This window comes from Streptomyces sp. NPDC058663, assembly GCF_042716745.1.
Lineage (GTDB): Bacteria > Actinomycetota > Actinomycetes > Streptomycetales > Streptomycetaceae > Streptomyces.
Genome location: NZ_JBHXRV010000005.1, coordinates 99,717 through 115,935, shown reverse-complemented (window position 1 = coordinate 115,935; position 16,219 = coordinate 99,717). Strand labels below are relative to the sequence as shown.

The 16,219-nt window shown below is 71.3% G+C and carries 13 protein-coding genes; 8 read left to right on the top strand and 5 right to left on the bottom strand.

The window, feature by feature from the left end:
• Positions 1–72 precede the first annotated feature (72 nt).
• From ACFWVV_RS05355 to ACFWVV_RS05345, 3 genes are all read left to right on the top strand, one after another.
• Entirely contained in the window at positions 73–843 is a 771-nt protein-coding gene (locus tag ACFWVV_RS05355) for a PIG-L family deacetylase (RefSeq protein WP_384343351.1), read from the top strand.
• A 120-nt stretch (positions 844–963) separates the two neighbouring features.
• On the top strand, positions 964–1,374 hold the full coding sequence (locus ACFWVV_RS05350; RefSeq protein ID WP_384343354.1) for a DUF6083 domain-containing protein: 411 nt from the start codon (positions 964–966) through the stop codon (positions 1,372–1,374).
• A 221-nt stretch (positions 1,375–1,595) separates the two neighbouring features.
• Complete coding sequence (locus ACFWVV_RS05345) at positions 1,596–1,943, top strand: DoxX family protein (protein ID WP_384343357.1); 348 nt, start codon at positions 1,596–1,598, stop codon at positions 1,941–1,943.
• A gap of 123 nt (positions 1,944–2,066) precedes the next feature.
• Here the strand turns inward: ACFWVV_RS05345 and ACFWVV_RS05340 are convergent, their stop codons facing one another.
• Together ACFWVV_RS05340 and ACFWVV_RS05335 are read right to left on the bottom strand one after the other, a co-directional pair.
• A complete protein-coding gene (locus tag ACFWVV_RS05340; RefSeq protein ID WP_384343609.1) occupies positions 2,067–3,599 on the bottom strand; it encodes a M28 family metallopeptidase in 1,533 nt (510 codons plus the stop codon).
• A 107-nt stretch (positions 3,600–3,706) separates the two neighbouring features.
• Entirely contained in the window at positions 3,707–5,176 is a 1,470-nt protein-coding gene (locus ACFWVV_RS05335) for an MFS transporter (protein WP_384343612.1), read from the bottom strand.
• A gap of 297 nt (positions 5,177–5,473) precedes the next feature.
• On the opposite strand from ACFWVV_RS05335, the gene ACFWVV_RS05330 reads away from it, so the two are divergent.
• Positions 5,474–6,406, top strand: coding sequence for a LysR family transcriptional regulator (locus ACFWVV_RS05330; RefSeq protein WP_384343360.1), 933 nt, complete (start codon positions 5,474–5,476; stop codon positions 6,404–6,406).
• A gap of 242 nt (positions 6,407–6,648) precedes the next feature.
• Positions 6,649–8,031 (top strand): LPXTG cell wall anchor domain-containing protein, encoded by a 1,383-nt coding sequence (locus ACFWVV_RS05325; protein ID WP_384343363.1) that lies wholly within the window; start codon positions 6,649–6,651, stop codon positions 8,029–8,031.
• Between the two features lie 139 nt (positions 8,032–8,170).
• On the opposite strand, the gene ACFWVV_RS05320 is transcribed toward ACFWVV_RS05325, so the two are convergent.
• Both ACFWVV_RS05320 and ACFWVV_RS05315 read right to left on the bottom strand, forming a co-directional pair.
• Complete coding sequence (locus tag ACFWVV_RS05320) at positions 8,171–8,887, bottom strand: sensor domain-containing protein (protein ID WP_384343366.1); 717 nt, start codon at positions 8,885–8,887, stop codon at positions 8,171–8,173.
• 836 nt (positions 8,888–9,723) lie between these two features.
• A complete protein-coding gene (locus ACFWVV_RS05315) occupies positions 9,724–10,071 on the bottom strand; it encodes a MaoC/PaaZ C-terminal domain-containing protein (protein WP_384343369.1) in 348 nt (115 codons plus the stop codon).
• A gap of 159 nt (positions 10,072–10,230) precedes the next feature.
• Here ACFWVV_RS05315 and ACFWVV_RS05310 point away from each other — a divergent pair, with 159 nt between their 5' ends.
• The 3 genes from ACFWVV_RS05310 (at position 10,231) to ACFWVV_RS05300 (ending at position 13,232) form a co-directional block, all read left to right on the top strand.
• Positions 10,231–10,416 carry a DUF5708 family protein gene (locus ACFWVV_RS05310; RefSeq protein WP_384343372.1) on the top strand — a complete coding sequence of 62 codons (186 nt, stop codon included), beginning with the start codon at positions 10,231–10,233 and terminating at the stop codon, positions 10,414–10,416.
• An 858-nt stretch (positions 10,417–11,274) separates the two neighbouring features.
• Entirely contained in the window at positions 11,275–12,585 is a 1,311-nt protein-coding gene (locus ACFWVV_RS05305) for a sensor histidine kinase (protein ID WP_384343375.1), read from the top strand.
• Positions 12,582–13,232: a response regulator gene (locus ACFWVV_RS05300; RefSeq protein ID WP_384343378.1), complete on the top strand. Its 651-nt coding sequence runs from the start codon at positions 12,582–12,584 to the stop codon at positions 13,230–13,232. The genes ACFWVV_RS05305 and ACFWVV_RS05300 overlap by 4 nt, the downstream gene beginning before the upstream one ends.
• Positions 13,233–13,411: 179 nt before the next feature.
• On the opposite strand, the gene ACFWVV_RS05295 is transcribed toward ACFWVV_RS05300, so the two are convergent.
• A complete protein-coding gene (locus tag ACFWVV_RS05295; protein ID WP_384343381.1) occupies positions 13,412–15,847 on the bottom strand; it encodes a helicase-associated domain-containing protein in 2,436 nt (811 codons plus the stop codon).
• Positions 15,848–16,219: the final 372 nt, after the last annotated feature.

Here is a 16,219-nt window from a genome sequence, read left to right as displayed (position 1 = left end):
CCGCGTAGGGTCCGCATAAAGCCTTCCACAGTAGAGGACCGGATTCGGACCGAGGTGGTTCACTCGGGTCGCATGGCAACTTTGCTGGCTTTCTTCGCCCATCCCGACGACGAGGTCCTGCACGCCGGGGCAACACTGGCCCGCGCAGCGGCCGAGGGGCACCGGGTGGTGCTGGTCACCGCGACCGACGGGGAGATGGGTCCGGCGCCCGCCGATCCACTCCGGCTCGGGGAACTGCACGCCGCCGCGCAGGAGTTGGGGGCCGTCCGGGTCCTCCACCTCGGATACGCGGACAGCGGGCACGGCAGGGACCTCTACCCGGATCCGCCGGACCGGGCGCGTTTCGTGCGGGCGAGCGCCGACGAGGCGGCCGGGCGGCTGGCCGAGGTGCTGCGCGAGGAGCGGGCGGATCTGCTGCTGACGCACGACGCGCGGGGCGGGTACGGCCACCGCGACCACGTACGGGCGCACGAGGTGGCCGTGCGGGCGGCCGCACTGGCGGGCGTACCGAGGGTGCTGGCGGCGGCCGTCGCGCCCGGCGCGGCGATCCGGCTGATCCGCCTGACCGCGCTGCTCGGGCGGCCGGGGCTGCTGCTGAAGCCGGGGGAGTGGCGGAAGGGGCAGTTGCGCGTCGAGTACACCCCGCACGCGTCGATCACGCACGCCATCGACGGCCGGCGGTACGCGGCCCGCAAACAGGCGGCCCTCGCGGCGCACGGGTCCCAGGTATGGGGGACGGGGAGCGGCGCGGTGGGCTTCCGGGCGCTGGTGCGCATGCCGGTATGGATGTTCGCGGGGCTGCTGGGACGGGAGTGGTTCACCGAGCTCTCTCGGCACGACTGATTGTCAGACCCCTGTGGAAGCATTCTTCACGTCAGCTGTAAACGACGTGGTTTGCGGGTGGGGGTCATGATTTCGTACGGATGTGACGCGTGCGGTGGACCGCACGGCAGGTGGCGGTCGGTGCTGGGGCGGTCCGTGTGCACGGCCTGCGAGCGCGGGCACGGGGGGCACGAGCCGGTGCTGCTCGCGGAGGTGCTGGCCAGTACCGCGATCGAACTGGGCTCCGCGGCGCGGCAGTTGCGGGCCGTGCCGGATCCGCGCAGCCCGGCGGGTACGGCGTGCAAGCGGTGCGGGGCCTCGGCCGAGTGGCACCGGACGGTGCGCGGCAAGTGGATCCTGATCGAGCCGGGGGAGCGGGCCGTCGGGTCCGTACCGGCGGGCAAGCGGTGGCGGATCGCGGGGGACGGTACGGCGGTGAACCTGGGGTCGGCGATACCGGCGGACACCTGCCGGATCAGCCACTTCGACCTGTGCCCGGCCCGGTCGTCCCCGTCCGCTTCGGCGTCCTCGTCGTCCACGGCGGTGGCCTAGCGGCGGCGCAGGGCCGACGGTCCGGTCGGGTGGTCGGCAGGGCTTTCGGTGGGGCGCTCGGGCGGTCGGCAGGGCCTTCGGAGGGGCGGTCGGGCGGAGAGTTTTTCGCGGGGGCGGTCACACTTTCCGGGCGGCGCGAGTCATAGGGGTGACGGGCCCGGAAGGGGCCTGCCGGAGCGGGCCTCACCCGTTCCGGGACACGCCTGATGAGGAGTTCCGCCATGTCGACCAGCTATGTCGTCGTCACCGCTGTCGCCGCCGCCATGACCGCCTTCTCGGCCGGTTCGGCACTGCTGGGTGCCTCGTGGGCGGTCGAGCCGATGAGGGACTACGGCGTCCCCCAGGCCTGGACGCCGTGGCTCGGCACCGCGAAGGCGCTGGGGGCGCTGGGGCTGCTGGCCGGGCTGTTCCTGCCGGTGGTCGGGACCGTGGCGGCCGTCGCCCTGGTGCTGTACTTCACCGGCGCGGTGATCACCGTGGCGCGGGCCCGCTGGTACGCGCACCTCCCCTTCCCGCTGGTGTACGCGGCACCGGTGGCCGGGGCCCTGGTGCTCGGCCTCGCGGCTTGAGAGGGGCGCGACCGGTGGTGGTACGGGCCGGGGGTGCCGGGGCCGTACCACCGCTTCACAGGACCTCACTGGTCAGGACGTCAGCGCTGTCATCGCTGTCAGGACGTCATCGCTGTCAGGACGTCAGGACGTGAGCGCCTCGTCGTGGCCGTGGTGGCCGCCGGAGCCACTGTCGCCGCCGGTGGTCGGCTTCGAGACGACCGGCTTGGTCAGCGAGCTGAGGTCGTGCGCGTAGATGCCGACCGCGTTCGCGATGACGTCGACGTTGATGTCGAGCGCCTGCTTGTTGACGTTGGAGAGGTCGTCGCACTTCGCGTGGTAGCACTTGTCGTACGCGACGCCCGCCGTGCCGCCGAACTTCGCGGCCTGAGCCGGGGTCTTGATGCCCTCGGCACCGGTGAACGTACCGCCGGAGGGGACGCCCACCGCGATGAACGGGCCGTAGTCCGAGCGGCCGCTGAAGTCGGTGCCCTCGTGCGGGAGCCCGCGGCTGTCGAGGAAGTCGTTGATCCCCTTCTCCAGCTGGGCGGAGCCCTCGGGGCCTGCGCCCTCGCCGACGCCGTCGGAGTTGTCGCCGTCGTACACGAACTGCCCGAAGTTCGGCGAGGCGATCATGTCGAAGTTCAGGTAGAGCTTGATCTTCTTGAGCTGCTCGGGGGTGAGCTTGGCGACGTAGTCCTCGGCGCCGAGCAGGCCGACCTCCTCGGCCGACCACCAGGCGAAGCGGACCTTGTTGGCGGGCTGCTTGCCCTCCTTGGTCGCCTTCGCCAGCTTGAGCGCGACCTCGATCAGACCGGCCGAGCCCGACGCGTTGTCGTTGATGCCGGGCCCCTCGGCCACCGAGTCGAGGTGGGCGCCGAGCATGACCGTGTTGTCGGCGTTGCCGCCCTTGGTCTCCGCGATGACGTTGCGGGTGGTCTTCGTCTGCTGGAGCTGGCGGATGTCCAGGTTGATGGTCACCGGGCCCTTGGCCAGGTCGGCGGCCAGCGCCTCACCGTCGGCCTGGGAGACGCCGCCAGTGGGGATCTTGCCGTCCTCGGGGCTGCCGAGAGTGCCGTTGAGTGCGCCGGCCTCGTTGTTGTAGATCACCGCTCCGGTGGCCCCCGCGGCGGCGGCGGTCGCCTGCTTCTGGGCGAAGGAGCAGCCGCCGCGCTTGATCAGGGCGATCTTTCCGGCGAACCCGGCCGCGTAGTCGGTGGCCTCGCAGCCCGTGGTGGCGTCCACCGGGACGGCCGCCAGGGGTGCTTTCAGGCCACCGACGGGGGTGGATTTCGTGTAGGACATCGCGATGATGTTCACGTCGCGCGGGGCGGGCGAGACCACCGAGAGCTTCTCGGCCTCGGTCTTGATGGACATGAACTCGAACGTCTCGTAGTGGACGTCGTAGCCCGCCTTCTTCAGCAGGCTGAAGACGTACGCGCCGGACGCATCGTGGCCCAGCGAGCCCGCGGCGCGGTGGCCGCCGGCCGAGTCCGCTATCGCCTGGAACTGCTTCAGGTGCTGGTACGCGCCCTCCCCGGACGAGTCCTTCACCAGCTTCTTCGCCAGCTTGGCGGCCTCCTTCGCCGGGTCCGCGCCGGCCCGCTGGGCGGTGGCCGGAGAGGCCGCGGCGAGCAGGAGCGGGGTGGCGATGGCCAGGGACGCGACGGCGGCCATGGCTCTGCGACTGCGGGATGAAGCGTTCACAGGGATCCTCTCGGTGCGAACAAACGTGAGGGGAAGCTAGCGACTCGGGAGGCTTCTGGGAATGCCTGTGCCATAACTCACACGGTCGAGTGTGCGGAAGTCTGTGCGGGTGGGCGCTCCGTGGAGGCCGAATGGCGCTCTTGCGTCCCCCGACGGGGGTGTGCTGCGGATCCGGTGGCGGGCCGCTTGAGGCCGAAGGCTCCGACGACCGTCGCCAGCAGCACGGCCACCAGCGGCACCCACAGGGCCGCCCGGTACCCCTCCAGCAGCGCGGCCGGTGAAGTGCCGTGCGTGGCAGCCGTGTTGACCGCGCTCGCCGTCGAAAGGCCCAGGGCCGCGCCGAACTGGGAGCAGGTGTAGAGCAGTCCGCCGGCCAGCCCCTGCTCCTTGGCAGCGATGCCCTCCGTGGCGGTGATGGTCAGCGGCCCGTATGCCAGCGCGAAGGCGATCCCGACCAGCACCAGGCTCGGCAGCATCGCCAGGTACGCCCAGTCGGCGCCGACCGGCAGGAACAGCGCGTACGCGACAACCGCCGACAGCAGTCCGCCGAAGATCACCCGCGCATTGCCGAACCTGGCCACCAGGACGGGGGTCAGCGTCGGTGCCAGGAGTACGTCGAGTCCGGTGGCGAGCATGGCGAGGCTGGTGGCGAGGGTGGACCACTCGCGCATCTCCTGGAGATAGAGCACGACCAGGAACTGGAAGGCGAAGAACCCGCCCACGAACAGCATCGCGGCCACGTTCGCCCTGACCAGCGAGGCGGAGCGAAGGATTCCGAGCCGTACCAGAGGCATCGCCCCACGGCGCTCGGCGCGGCGTTCGATCACGGTGAAGGCGGCCAGCAGGGCGAGGGCGCCGCCGATCGTGGCCACCGTCGTCACGGCGCCCGCGTGCGGTGCCCGTTCGACGCCGAGCACCAGAGCCACGATCGCGGCGGTGAGCACGGCGCTGCCCGCGAAGTCCATCCGGTGCCCGCCGCGGTCGGGGCGTGCGGTCCTCGGTACGACGGTGAGCGCCGCGACCAGGATCACCGTGGCCAGCACGACCGGCGCGAAGAACACCCAGCGCCAGCCGAACGAGGTGAGCAGTCCGCCCGCCACCAGGCCGACCGTGAAGCCGGCGGCACCGGTGCCCGAGTAGAAGAGCAGCGCCCGGGTGCGCTGCGGGCCTTCGGGGAACCCCGTGGTGATGATCGACAGTCCCGCCGGGGTCATGAAGGCGGCGGAGACTCCGGTCACGAAGCGCGAGAGAAGCAGCATCCAGCTCTCGGTGGCGAACCCGCCGAGCCCGGAGAAGCCGATGAAGACGGTGAGCGCGAGCACGAACATCCGGCGCCGCCCCAGGAGGTCGGCGGCCCGCCCGCCGAGCAGCATGAAGCCGCCGTAGCCGAGCACGTACGCGCTCACCACCCATTGCAACTCGCCAATTTCCAAACCGAGTTCGTTGCGAATGGTGGGCAGGGCGACATTGAGCATGCCGATGTCGATGCCTTCGAGGAAGATCGCGCCGCACAGGACGAGGAGCACGCCCCACTGGCGTGCGGACATGCCGGACAGGGCGGGTACGGGGGGTGTGGAGGTCATGCCGCAACCCTCGGCCAGGGCACGGGGCGGAACAACGGCGAAGAACGCAACGTTAGTTCAGTCAGGCTTACCGATCCGGCCGGGCTAACCGGCCCGGCCGGGCCGACCGATCCGGCCGGGCTTACCGATCCGGCCGGGCCGACCTGGGCCGCCTTACCGGACCCGACGCCGCACCGGACCCTCCGCCACCGCCGTACCGGTCCCACCGCCGTACCAGTCCCACCGCCGTACCGGACCCGACGCATCCGAGGTGCACGCGCAATGGAACGCGACGAACTGGAATGCTTCCTGCTGCTCGCCGAGGAGCTGCACTTCGGCCGCACCGCCGACCGCATGCGGCTGTCCCGCGCCCGGGTCAGCCAGCTGGTGCAGCGCCTGGAGCGCCGGGTCGGCGCCCCGCTGTTCGTGCGGACGAGCCGCAGGGTCGCGCTCACCGCTCTCGGCAAGCAGCTCCGCACCGACCTGGAGCCGCACCACCGCGCCATCGACGCGGCGCTGGCCAGGGCCGTGGAGAGCGCGCGCGGTGTCGGCTCGACCCTTTTCGTCGGGTTCTCCAGCCCGCTCGGTGGGGAGATCGTCCTGAAAGCGGCGGATGTGCTGCGGGAACGTCATCCGGAAATGGTGGTGGAAATCTGCGAAATTCCGTTTTCGGATCCGTACGGTTCGCTGCGCAGCGGGCAATTCGACCTCCAGCTCACCGAATTCCCGGCCCGCGAAAGCGATTTGAGGACGAGCAGCGAGCCGCTCCTCACCGAGGAACGCGTCCTTGCCGTGTCGGCCGGGCACCCGTTCGCCGCTCGGGCCGCCCTGTCGGTGGAGGACCTGGCGGAGGTCGCGCTGATGCCGGGCCTGGGCGCGCTGCCCGACTACTGGCAGGAGTTCCTGGCGCCGACGCGTACCCCCGGCGGCCGGGAGATCCCGCGCGCTCCCGCGGTGACCCACATGCAGGAGGCGCTGGTGCTGGTGGCGGCCGGGAAGGGCGCGCTGCTCGCTCCCGCGCACGCGGCGACGTACTACCGCAGGCCGGGCATCGCCTATGTGCCCTTCGTGGACGCGGCGCCGGTCGGGCACGGTCTGGTGTGGCGGACGGGCGACGAGACGCAGGCGCTGCGCGCCTTCGCGCGCACGGCCGCCGAGGTCGCCCGGAGCCGGCCCGAGGGGCGGGTGGCGGCCTTCGTGGGGGCCGCGCAGTGAATTAGATCACAGAGGAATCGACTGCCCCGCGGGCAACTGCCCGCAATTGGTCCCCTTTGTTCCGAGGATGGTTCTGGCGCCGCTTCCTCCGGTGCCAATTCTTTCTTTTCCGTGGCGCGTTCCGGTCTTACGATCTCGGAGCAGTCGCCCGCGTGGGAGCAGGGCTCCGCGGCGGCTCGCCCTCTGTCTTTTGCTTCTTCTTTCGTTTCTCCCAGATAAGGGCTCGCGTGAAAATTCGCCGCATGCTCGCGACGGCCGTGGCCGCCGCCGTCACCACGCCCGTGCTGTTCCTCTCGGCCGGTACCGCCTTCGCGGCCGGCCCGGCCCCCGCCGCTCAGGCGCAGGACCAGAAGGCCAAGCCCACCCCGGCAGAGCTGGAGGCCCTCGAGAAGGCCGCCGCCGACGCGAAGAAGGCGTACGACGAGGCCGTGGCCGCCCAGGTGGCCGCCACCCAGGCGGTCGACGAGGTGATGTCGGACGACACGCCGGCCGCCGTGAAGGCCGCCGAGGCGCAGAAGACCGCGGACGCCGCGAGCGCCGCGAAGAAGGCCGCGGACAAGGCGCTCGCCGACGCGAACGCCGCCCTCCTGGCGCTGCCGGAAGGGGCGGACACGACCGCCGCCGAGAAGGCCGTCGCCGACGCGGAGAAGGACGTCGTCGCCAAGGGAGCGGCCAAGACCGAGGCCGACGAGGCGCTCAAGGCCGCCTACAAGGTGCGGGACGACGCCCGCGTCGATGCGCTCCGCAAGCTCGGTTCCGCGAACGCCGCGCTCGACAACGCCAAGGTGAGCAAGGACGCCGCCGACAAGGCGCTCAAGGCCGCCCAGGACGAGGCCGCCAAGCCCGACCCGACCAAGCCGCCCGTCGACCCGACCAAGCCCCCGATCGACCCCACCAAGCCCCCGGTGGACCCGACCGTGCCGCCGGTCGACCCGACCGTGCCGCCGGTCGACGACGAGTGCAGGATGGACGAGGCGCTCTCCACCACGCTGAACGGCCTGCCGTCCAAGGTCGTCGCGGGCACCACGGTCGACTTCACGCTGCGGGTCACCAACGGCACCGGCAAGGAGATCGACGAGGTCAAGCCGTTCGCCACCGTCTACGGCAACGCCTCATCCCACTACGACGACATCAGCAAGCTGCTCCGCCTCCAGTCCGCCCCGGCCGGCTCCAACGCCTTCAAGGACGTCAAGGAGGCCCAGTACGCGGGCACCGTCACCCACCTGAAGGCCGGCGCCTCCGCCGACCTGAAGATGCGGCTGATCGTCGACAAGAAGGCCCCGGCCGCCGAGGGCATCGCGTTCGTCGCCGGTGACTACTGGAACGACAACGGCTCCTGCGGCAGCAACGACCTCAAGGAGTACGGCTTCGAGATCCTCGCCGCGGGCAGCAAGCCCGGCAAGGTCGAGGACTCCACGCCCACCGAGGTGAAGGACGCGACCCGGGTCCCGGTACCGCAGGGCGGCGCGGGCACCACCCCCGTCGGCACCGGTACCGGCGGCAGCCTCGCGGCGACCGGTTCGTCCGGCACCCCGCAGCTCGGCCTCGCGGCCGGTGCGACGGTCCTCCTCGGCGCGGGCGCGGTGTTCGTCGCCCGCCGCCGCAAGGCGGGCGCACGGGGCTGATCCAGCCAACAGGAGGGGCCCGCAGCGGAGTTCATCCGGTGCGGGCCCCTCCTGCTTGGCCCGAACCGGAGTGCACCCGGTGCGGGCCCCTTCCGTGTGGGCGCCTGCGCTCGCGTACGGTGCGCCGGCGCGCGTGCGTTCACCGGCCCAGCAGCCCCCGCACCGCCGCGCGGTCCACCTGGGTCAGGGCGTGGACCAGCTTCGGGGTGAGGAAGACGAGGAGGAGTCCGACCAGCGACACCGCGGCGAGCTGGGTGGGCGTGGTGAGGTCGTAGACGTGGCGGATGCCGCCCGAGGTGTAGTCGTAGATCCGGTAGCCGGTCCAGCCGTCGACGTACCTGGCGAACACCCAGTTGTAGGCGGGCAGCAGGGCGACCGCCCAGCCCACGGTCAGGAACGTCACCGTGAGCACGAAGCTCAGCATCCGCCACGGCAGCATCAGCACCTGGAACAGCAGCGCCTTCCATCCGGCCGCGTCCTTGAGCCGCCGCGCCGTCGCCGCCCAGAACCCGGCCCGCCCGTCCCCGGCCACCGGCTCCGGCCCCGCCACGTCCAGCCCGAGGCCGTGCCGGGCCCGCCCGCGCTCGGCGGCCCCCAGACCGCGCGCCGCCACCAGGGTCGCGGCCAGCACCGGCAGCCCCAGGACGGTCACCACGAGCCCGGTGCCCAGCGTGAACATCGTCACCGCGAAGGCGAACCCGGCGACCGCCACCGGCAGGGAGGTGAGCGTGTACCCGATCTCCCGGTACGTCGCCGCGGCGAACGGCCCGCGCAGGAAGCCCACGGCCGGGACCGGGGGTACCGGGGCCGAAACCGGGGGTGCGGGTGCCGGTGCGGGGAAGGTTCCGGTGGTCATGGCGGTCATGGCGGGCCTCGAATCGTCGCGGTGGGGCCGTCTCGTCGCGGCGGGGTCGTCGCAAGGGAAACGATCCCGGAACCGGGGCCGGAAGAGGATGGTGCGAGCCTGCCGAACGGAGGGGTGGGAGCCTGCCGGACAAGAGGGGGGACAGCCCCCCTCCGGGCTGCCAAGCAGTGCTCCCGGTAAGCCACTTGACCCCCTCCTGTCTCGTCCTTTCGTAGGGTGCGGCGCACGCCGGGCGGTGGAAGGATGCCGGTACGAGGGATGACGGACCACACGGGGAGAGGCGATGGGGAGTCCGGTTCAGAACAGTTCCACCGCAGGCATCCAGGACAACCAGGACCACGGGAAATGCGGGGACTGCCGGGACCGCCGGGGCAGCAAGGACCGCCGGGGCTACAAGGACTGCGGGGGCCGTGAGGACGGCTGGGTCGCCGGGGGACGGCAGGGCCATGGGAGCTGCCGCTCCCGTCAGTCGTGACCGCGGTGTCGACGCCGGTGCCGGATCCGTCCTGCGGGAGGCCGGCCACGCCCCGGAGCCCGTCGTCGCCGAGACGCTGGAGCGGCTGCGCAGGACCCGTCCCTGCAGCTCGACCCGGCCGGTCGGAACATCCTTCGCTGGAGGGAGGCCCGGGTCATCTCCCCCGAGGAATGGAGCCGGTTCATCGACAGACTCCCGCCCCACCAGTCCCACTTGCTAGTGGAGGTAGCAAGGAAGAACGCCGCCTGTGGCGGGAGTTCGCCGAGCAGCTGCGGGTGAGACAGGGCCCGGTGGAGAGCCCGGCCCCGTCCGACTGAGGCCGCCGCCCGATGTCACCGCTCCGCCCGCCGGGTCAGGCACCGGCGGGCGGGCCAGGCACCGGCCACCGGGTCAGGCGTCGGCGGCGGGCCGGGGCGCGGCGAGTTCCGGGCGCCGGGGCAACGAGGCGGCGGGGTGGGCCGGTTAGAGCCCGGCCCGGCCGCTGGTTGAGGCCCGAAGCGGACCAGTCGAGGTCCAGCAGGCTGTCCGTCGGGAAGGTGACGAGCGACAGGACGTAAAAACCGCGGGCCACCGGTGTGCCGTACGGACCCTCGGCCGCCCGGTCCGGGTCCACCTGGATGTCCTGCCAGTCGCGGGTGACGTCGGCGAACGCGTGGACGTCCGGCTGGGCGATCTCGAACCAAATTTGCTGTAACCGCATTGCTGGTCGGCCCTTCCCAGATACCACTCTGCTTCACATTGTCCGAGGCCTGTCGAAGAAGTGTTTTGTCGAATCATTCCCGTGCTTACAGTCTTTGGCGCGGCCACGTTCTTTGTGGTGTGGTGACGAAGGCCGAGAGCGGGAAGAGAAGGGTGCACAATGAATTCAGGAACGAAAGCAGTGCTCGCCGGCGCAGTCACCTTCGTCATCGGAGTGGTGCTCTGGAGGTTCACCGGCACTATCGAAACGCCGGTCGTCACGCTGACCAAGCTCGGCGTCGTCCTCATGGTGCTGGGGGCGCTGGAGGTCGTCTACGGGCTGTACAAGTCCGTCGCCCGCAAGTAGCGAACCCCTCCGGCTCCCAGCCCTCAGAACGAGGTCCCGGGAGCCGGACCGGTGCTTTCCGGGGTCGTAATGAGGGTGCTGCGACCGGTTCAGGGGCTGTACGTGAGCAGGCCCCGCCCTGTTACGCGGCCGTACGCAGCAGGATGCGGCGGCCGGTGGCCCTTCGTACTTTTCTGATCCGGTTATTCCGGTGTGCTTAAGATTCATCACGGGGGACAAATCAGGATGCAGGGCCGATTCATCAGTCAGCCACCGGTCGTACGAGATAGCGATCACCGCCGACGAGCAGGACCGCGGAAAGAGCTCCTACGGCGGCGAGGCGGTCATCCGGCTGACTTCCTCTTCATGACCTACGACGCCCGGCGGGTCCAGCTGACCGCCGGCGCGTTCAACGTCCACACCCTGCCCGCGCTGATCCGGGCAGCTTTGTACCTGCCGGCGGCCCACTTCGACGCGACGCCGCGCACGACGGGGCTGCCAGCAGCGGGGAGGAGGGCGGATGGGAGCACGCGGGCCACACGCCTCGACGACGTCGGCCCCGCCAGCCGCACCGGCGAAATGCGCCTCGGCCAGCCGCTCCGGCGAAAGCGACCCGGCCACCCGCTCCGGCGAAAGCGACCCGGACGCACTCCTCGCGTCCCTGGCCGCCTGGCTCTCCGTGATGGCCGGTCCCGGCAGGACCGACCGCCTCTTCCCCGGCGACCCGGACCAGTACCTGAACAGGGCGGGGCCCGCGAGCCTGGCGGGCGCACGGCGCTGCGGGTGCCCTGTGGGCGCTCCAGCAGGCTTCGATGGAGTTACCTTCGGAGCAGGCGGCTGCGCGCCAATTCCGTTGGCCGGTTGTGATTTTATGAATTCATGGTGGGTCTGGGAGTCCTGCGGGACCGGAGCTTTCACCCCGACCGGAAGGACGTCCTGCCGGCCGTGGCCCTGTTCTTGCTGGGGGCCTTCCTCTACCTGGTCGGCTGGTATCCCTTCTTCCGGGACGTGCACACACTGGCGCTGTGGAACCTGTCGATCGCCTGGCGGCTGATCCCGCTCGCCTGCGCGTGCGTGGCCGTACTGGTGCGCAGACACCTGCCGCTGCCCGCGCTGGGGGCCGGCCTGGTCTGCTGTGTGGCCGACGTCCTGATGGGCTTCAGCATCTCGATGCTGCTGGTGGTCTCGGAACTGCTGTACAGCGCCACCCTGCACGGCTCCCGCCGCCAGAGCCGCACCCTCATCCGCGGTGTCATCGCCCTGGTCGTGGCGGTCACCACGGTCCTGCTGTGGACCGTGGGCGACTGGCAAGTGGCGGTGCTGCTCATCCTGTTGATGCTGACGATCGTCTTCGTGCCGGTCTGGTGGGCGATGACGGTACGCCAGGAACGCGAGGAGGCCGAGGCCGCCCGCACCCGTGCCAGGCAGCAGGCCAGGATCGCCGAACTCGACCGGCGGACGGCCGTGTCGGAGGAGCGGGCGCGGATGGCCAGGAACCTGCACGACGTGATCGCGGGGCACCTGTCCGCGATCGCCATCCAGTCGGACGCGGTGGGCACGATGGCGAGCGACGGCCAGGCTGTCAACGCGGTGCTGCGGTCCATCCGGAAGAACAGCGTCGAGGCGCTCACCGAGATGCGCGCGATGATCGAGCTGCTGCGCGGCCAGAACGCGGACGAGCAGCAGATGCCCCAGGCCTCCCCGCCCCGCCTCGCCGACCTGGACGTCCTCCTGGACTCGGCCCGCGCCACGGGCCTGGACGTGTCCCTGACCACGCCGGAGGCCACTCCGAAGACGCCTTGGGAGGCCACTCCGGATGCGCCTGGGGAGGCCAACGCTGAACCCGCCGCAGTGGCCGCTCCGGCCCTCCCCCCGGCCATCCCCACCACGGTGGACCTCGCCGCCTACCGCATCGTGCAGGAGGCACTCACCAACGCGGCCAAGCACGCCGCGGGGTCCCGGGCCTGGGTCGCGGTGCACGCGCGGGACGGTGACCTCCACGTGGAGGTCACCAGCAAGCTGACCGACGCCAAGGAACCCGCGCTCCCCGGCGCGGGCACCGGCCTGCTCAACATGCGCGAGCGGGCCGCGGCGATCGGCGGAACGGTCTCGGCAGCCCCCGCCGACGGCTGCTGGCGGGTCCACGCGGTACTCCCGCTGGGACCGGAAAGGGAACACGAACACTCATGAGCATCAAGGTCCTGGTGGCCGACGACCACGCCGCGGTACGGGCGGGTCTGGTCCTCGTACTGGAACAGGCCGGCGGCATCACGGTGGTCGGCGAAGCCGTCGACGGCACGAGCGCGGTGCGCCTCGCCCGCGAACTGCGCCCCGACATCGTCCTGATGGACGTACGGATGCCGGGCGGCGGCGGCATCGTGGCCACCCGCACGCTGGTCCAGGAGAACGTGTGCCAGGTGCTGGTCCTGACCACGTTCGACCTGGACGAATACGTCTACGCCGCCCTCCAGGCCGGCGCCGCGGGCTTCCTCATCAAATCGGTCGAGGCGCTGCGCCTGATCGAGGCGATCCACCTGGTCGCCCAGGGCGACGGCGTACTGGCCCCCCAGGTCACCCGCCGCGTGATGGCCCACTTCGCCGGCACGAGCAACACCCTCCAGTCCCACCCCGAGGGCCTCGACCAGCTCACCGACCGCGAACGCGACGTCCTGGACTGCCTGGGCGAAGGCCTCTCCAACCAGGAGATCGCCCACCGTCTGTACATCACCGAGGCCACGGTCAAGTCCCACGTCTCCCACATCCTCTCCAAACTCGGCCTCCGCTCCCGCGTCCAGGCCGCCATCCTGGTCCAGGACCACGGCAGAACGGAGCGGTGAGGTCTCGCCCGTTCACGGCGGCGCCCTGGAACACCTGGGCGGCGTGCCGGGAGCGGTGTGCCGGGGCGGCCGGCGGGGTACCCGGCCGGGGCCGCTCGCTCGGGGGGACTGCACCGTGTGGAGGACTCCGTCCGTCTGATCCTCGGGCTGCAGCGCCGGCCTTGTGTGCGCGGCCTCGCCTAGACCGGCATGACACCGTGGATGCGGGAGAGCGTGAAGACACGTTCGGCTTCGCGCAGGTGGCACCAGGCTTCGAGGTAGGGCGGGTCGAGTTCGAGGCGGCTGAGGGTGCGTACGGTGCGGCTGCCCGAGACGGCGACGTATTCGACCGTGATGTCCGTACCGGTGTCGAGGGCGTGGCCCAGTTGGCGGACGTCGGTGTAGGTCAGCTGCTTCGCGTACCCGGCGACGATCTCCTCGGTGTCCGTACCGAAGGGGCCTCCGCCGCCGAAGGGGTCGGGGTCCGGGACGGTCGGCGGGGCCGCCAGCAGTCGGGCAGCCACAGCGCGTGAGCCGATGCCCCCCGACACCTCCGCTGCTTTGCGTGCCGCGAGTCGTCCGCCGTTCTTCACGGACGGCTTTCGTGGGGTCGGAAGAGCGGCAGCCCGCCGGGGTGGGACCCTCTCGATGCGTACCGTCCCGTCCGGGGCCTCGGCCACGGGGGCATAGCCCTGGACCCGGAGCGCGGCAAGGGTCTGGTCAGGTGTGCCGGCGCTGACGAGCACCGTCGGGGCGAGCAGCCGCAGCCCGAGCGGGGCGAGTCCTCGGTGGGCGGCGATTTCGGTCAGGAGGGACGGTTCGTCGCCGTGTACGACGCAGGAGGCAGGGGCGACGCGCACACGGCCATGACGGCGTGCGGCATCGGCGATGAGGTGGGACAGGGGCTGCGGCAGAGCGGCGGCACGGACCCCCTCGGCGATGGCGGCCAGCTCGGCGGAGACCTTGTCCGCAGTGCGGCCGGCGTCCAGGGCGCGTCGGATGCTTTCGGCGCTGAACCGCCATACAGAGGCCGTGCCACTGGTCTCCCGGTCCGCGGTGGCGTCCAGGAGCTGGGCGAGGCTCGCCGTGGGCGTGCCGCTGACGACGGCCGTGAGGTCGCTGCCGAGCCGTGCCGTGCCGGTGGCCTCGGGCAGCAGTCGTCGGCACTGGGCGGCCAGTTCCTCCGCGTTGCCGGCCAGCAGACCCGCACCGAGCGGGGAGAGAGCGCCCCGGGCGATGACGCCCAACATCTCGGCCTCGCGGACAGCGGTGGCGAAGGGTGCCTCGTCCTGGAATGAGAGGTGGGCGAGCGGACGGTGCCAGGCCACGAGCGGGCCCAGGTCCGTGGTGACCTGTATGCCCATCCCCTCCGGGAGTCGTGCTGCAGCGGTGAGGAGCCCCTCGCGAGCCTGTAGGCAGCCGTCACAGGGAGATGTTCCGGCCAGGGCGGGGAGCACCTTGTCGTCCTCGTTACGGGCCTGGGACGGGGTGAGCGCCAAGTTCCACCATGCCTGAAGCAGTACGGCGAACTGCGCCGCGGGTTCCTGCGCCGCCCAGGCGTCGTACATCCTGGTGGGTGCGACGCGGTGGCCGTCCGTGGCCAGGAGCCCGACCGAGTACGCGGCCTCCGTGACGATGCGCACCACGGCGTCATCGGCCTGTGCGGCCTTGCCGATCCGTCCCAGTTCACGTGCGCCCACCCCACCGGACTTCAACTGGGCCGGGGGAGCCGACGAGCAGACCGACAGGACGGAGGCGGCGTGGGCCGCGAAGCGCGTAGCCGCTGCCGCGGCCTCCCGTTCCACCTCGGCAGCGCCGATGGACACCATCTCTGCGGCAGGCGGTGCAGGATCGAACGAGGCACGCCAGTCGGGGCCGCGGAGTGCGAGCGCCACTTCGACGGGCATGCGTGGCGGCCCGTACCCGCGACGGTCCCGGATCAGCAAGCCGCGGTCGAGGGCCCATCGCTCACCCGGCCGGCAATCGGGCTCGGGAGCCCCTGACACGAGGAACTCCGTGTGCCGCGGTGCGGACCTCGCTCGGTGCTCGAGCAGCTCGCGGGCGGAGGGGGGAGCCTTCGCGACCACGGAAGCGATGCGTTCCGGATCGCCATGGTGGTGCAGGACGGCGGCCGTGCGCAGCTGCCTGGTGCCGGGCGGCTTGATGCCCAGCGTGACGAGCATGCCGCGCAGTTCCTCGGAGGTCATTGCCTCCAGGAGCTCCTCCAACGGAGCGTCAAGGCCCAAGGGGAATTCCCAGGCTTGCCGCAATGGCGCGGCCATGCGAAGAAATTCGTCGCCATCAGGCCAGACCAGCGCGCGATCGGCCAGTGTCCCCAGTACGGCGTCGAGTTCCCGAGCGGCGGTGGGTGTCGTCGCTCCCAGGGCCTTCGCCAGAGCGCAGCGCGACATGGGCCTCGCCGAGGCGGCCAGGGCCTCGGCCACCTGGAGGCACGGCAGTGGGAGTTGTGGCAGGGCGAGCGCCACCGAGCCCGGCCGCAGAAGACGTTCCGCCAGTTCGTCCAGCGAGCGCGGCTCCGGCGGAGCCGAGGCGTCCTTCCGCAGGGCGAGCACACGCCCCAGTCGCGGGGCGTCGAGGCCGGCCAACCAGGCCGTCAGCGTGGACCGGGACGTCACAGGAACACCTCGCGAGGTCGGGATCGCACGGGCGGACCGGAAGTGGCCCGTGCACAGATAGAGCATGGTGCATCCGATGGCCGCCGCAGGTGGCGTTCGTGAGGTTTCACCCCCTGCGGTCCGGGGTGTTCGTTTCGCCTGTTCAGGCGGGTGCGGAGGATGCGAGATCCGAACTCGTGAGGGGGTTGTCCGCAATGCGCTTTCCACATGTTCGTACGCCCGTCCGGCGGGGGTCGTGCCTGCCCTGACCTGCTAGCGGCCGGGATCGGTCAGGCAGGTGAGGGATCCGCTCCTCGGAGTGCTCGCTCGGCGATGCCAGCGATGCGTTCTACTTGCTCACGCAGCCGGGTGAGCTCTGTGGCCCGCTGCTGG

Bases quoted from the DNA above. Each gene is read 5' to 3' on its own strand.
- ACFWVV_RS05355 (WP_384343351.1), top strand. From the start codon at position 73: ATGGCAACTTTGCTGGCTTTCTTCGCCCATCCCGACGACGAGGTCCTG.
- ACFWVV_RS05345 (WP_384343357.1), top strand. From the start codon at position 1,596: ATGTCGACCAGCTATGTCGTCGTCACCGCTGTCGCCGCCGCCATGACC.
- ACFWVV_RS05340 (WP_384343609.1), bottom strand. From the start codon at position 3,599: ATGGCCGCCGTCGCGTCCCTGGCCATCGCCACCCCGCTCCTGCTCGCC.
- ACFWVV_RS05335 (WP_384343612.1), bottom strand. From the start codon at position 5,176: ATGTCCGCACGCCAGTGGGGCGTGCTCCTCGTCCTGTGCGGCGCGATC.
- ACFWVV_RS05330 (WP_384343360.1), top strand. From the start codon at position 5,474: ATGGAACGCGACGAACTGGAATGCTTCCTGCTGCTCGCCGAGGAGCTG.
- ACFWVV_RS05325 (WP_384343363.1), top strand. From the start codon at position 6,649: ATGCTCGCGACGGCCGTGGCCGCCGCCGTCACCACGCCCGTGCTGTTC.
- ACFWVV_RS05320 (WP_384343366.1), bottom strand. From the start codon at position 8,887: ATGACCACCGGAACCTTCCCCGCACCGGCACCCGCACCCCCGGTTTCG.
- ACFWVV_RS05315 (WP_384343369.1), bottom strand. From the start codon at position 10,071: ATGCGGTTACAGCAAATTTGGTTCGAGATCGCCCAGCCGGACGTCCAC.
- ACFWVV_RS05310 (WP_384343372.1), top strand. From the start codon at position 10,231: ATGAATTCAGGAACGAAAGCAGTGCTCGCCGGCGCAGTCACCTTCGTC.
- ACFWVV_RS05305 (WP_384343375.1), top strand. From the start codon at position 11,275: ATGGTGGGTCTGGGAGTCCTGCGGGACCGGAGCTTTCACCCCGACCGG.
- ACFWVV_RS05300 (WP_384343378.1), top strand. From the start codon at position 12,582: ATGAGCATCAAGGTCCTGGTGGCCGACGACCACGCCGCGGTACGGGCG.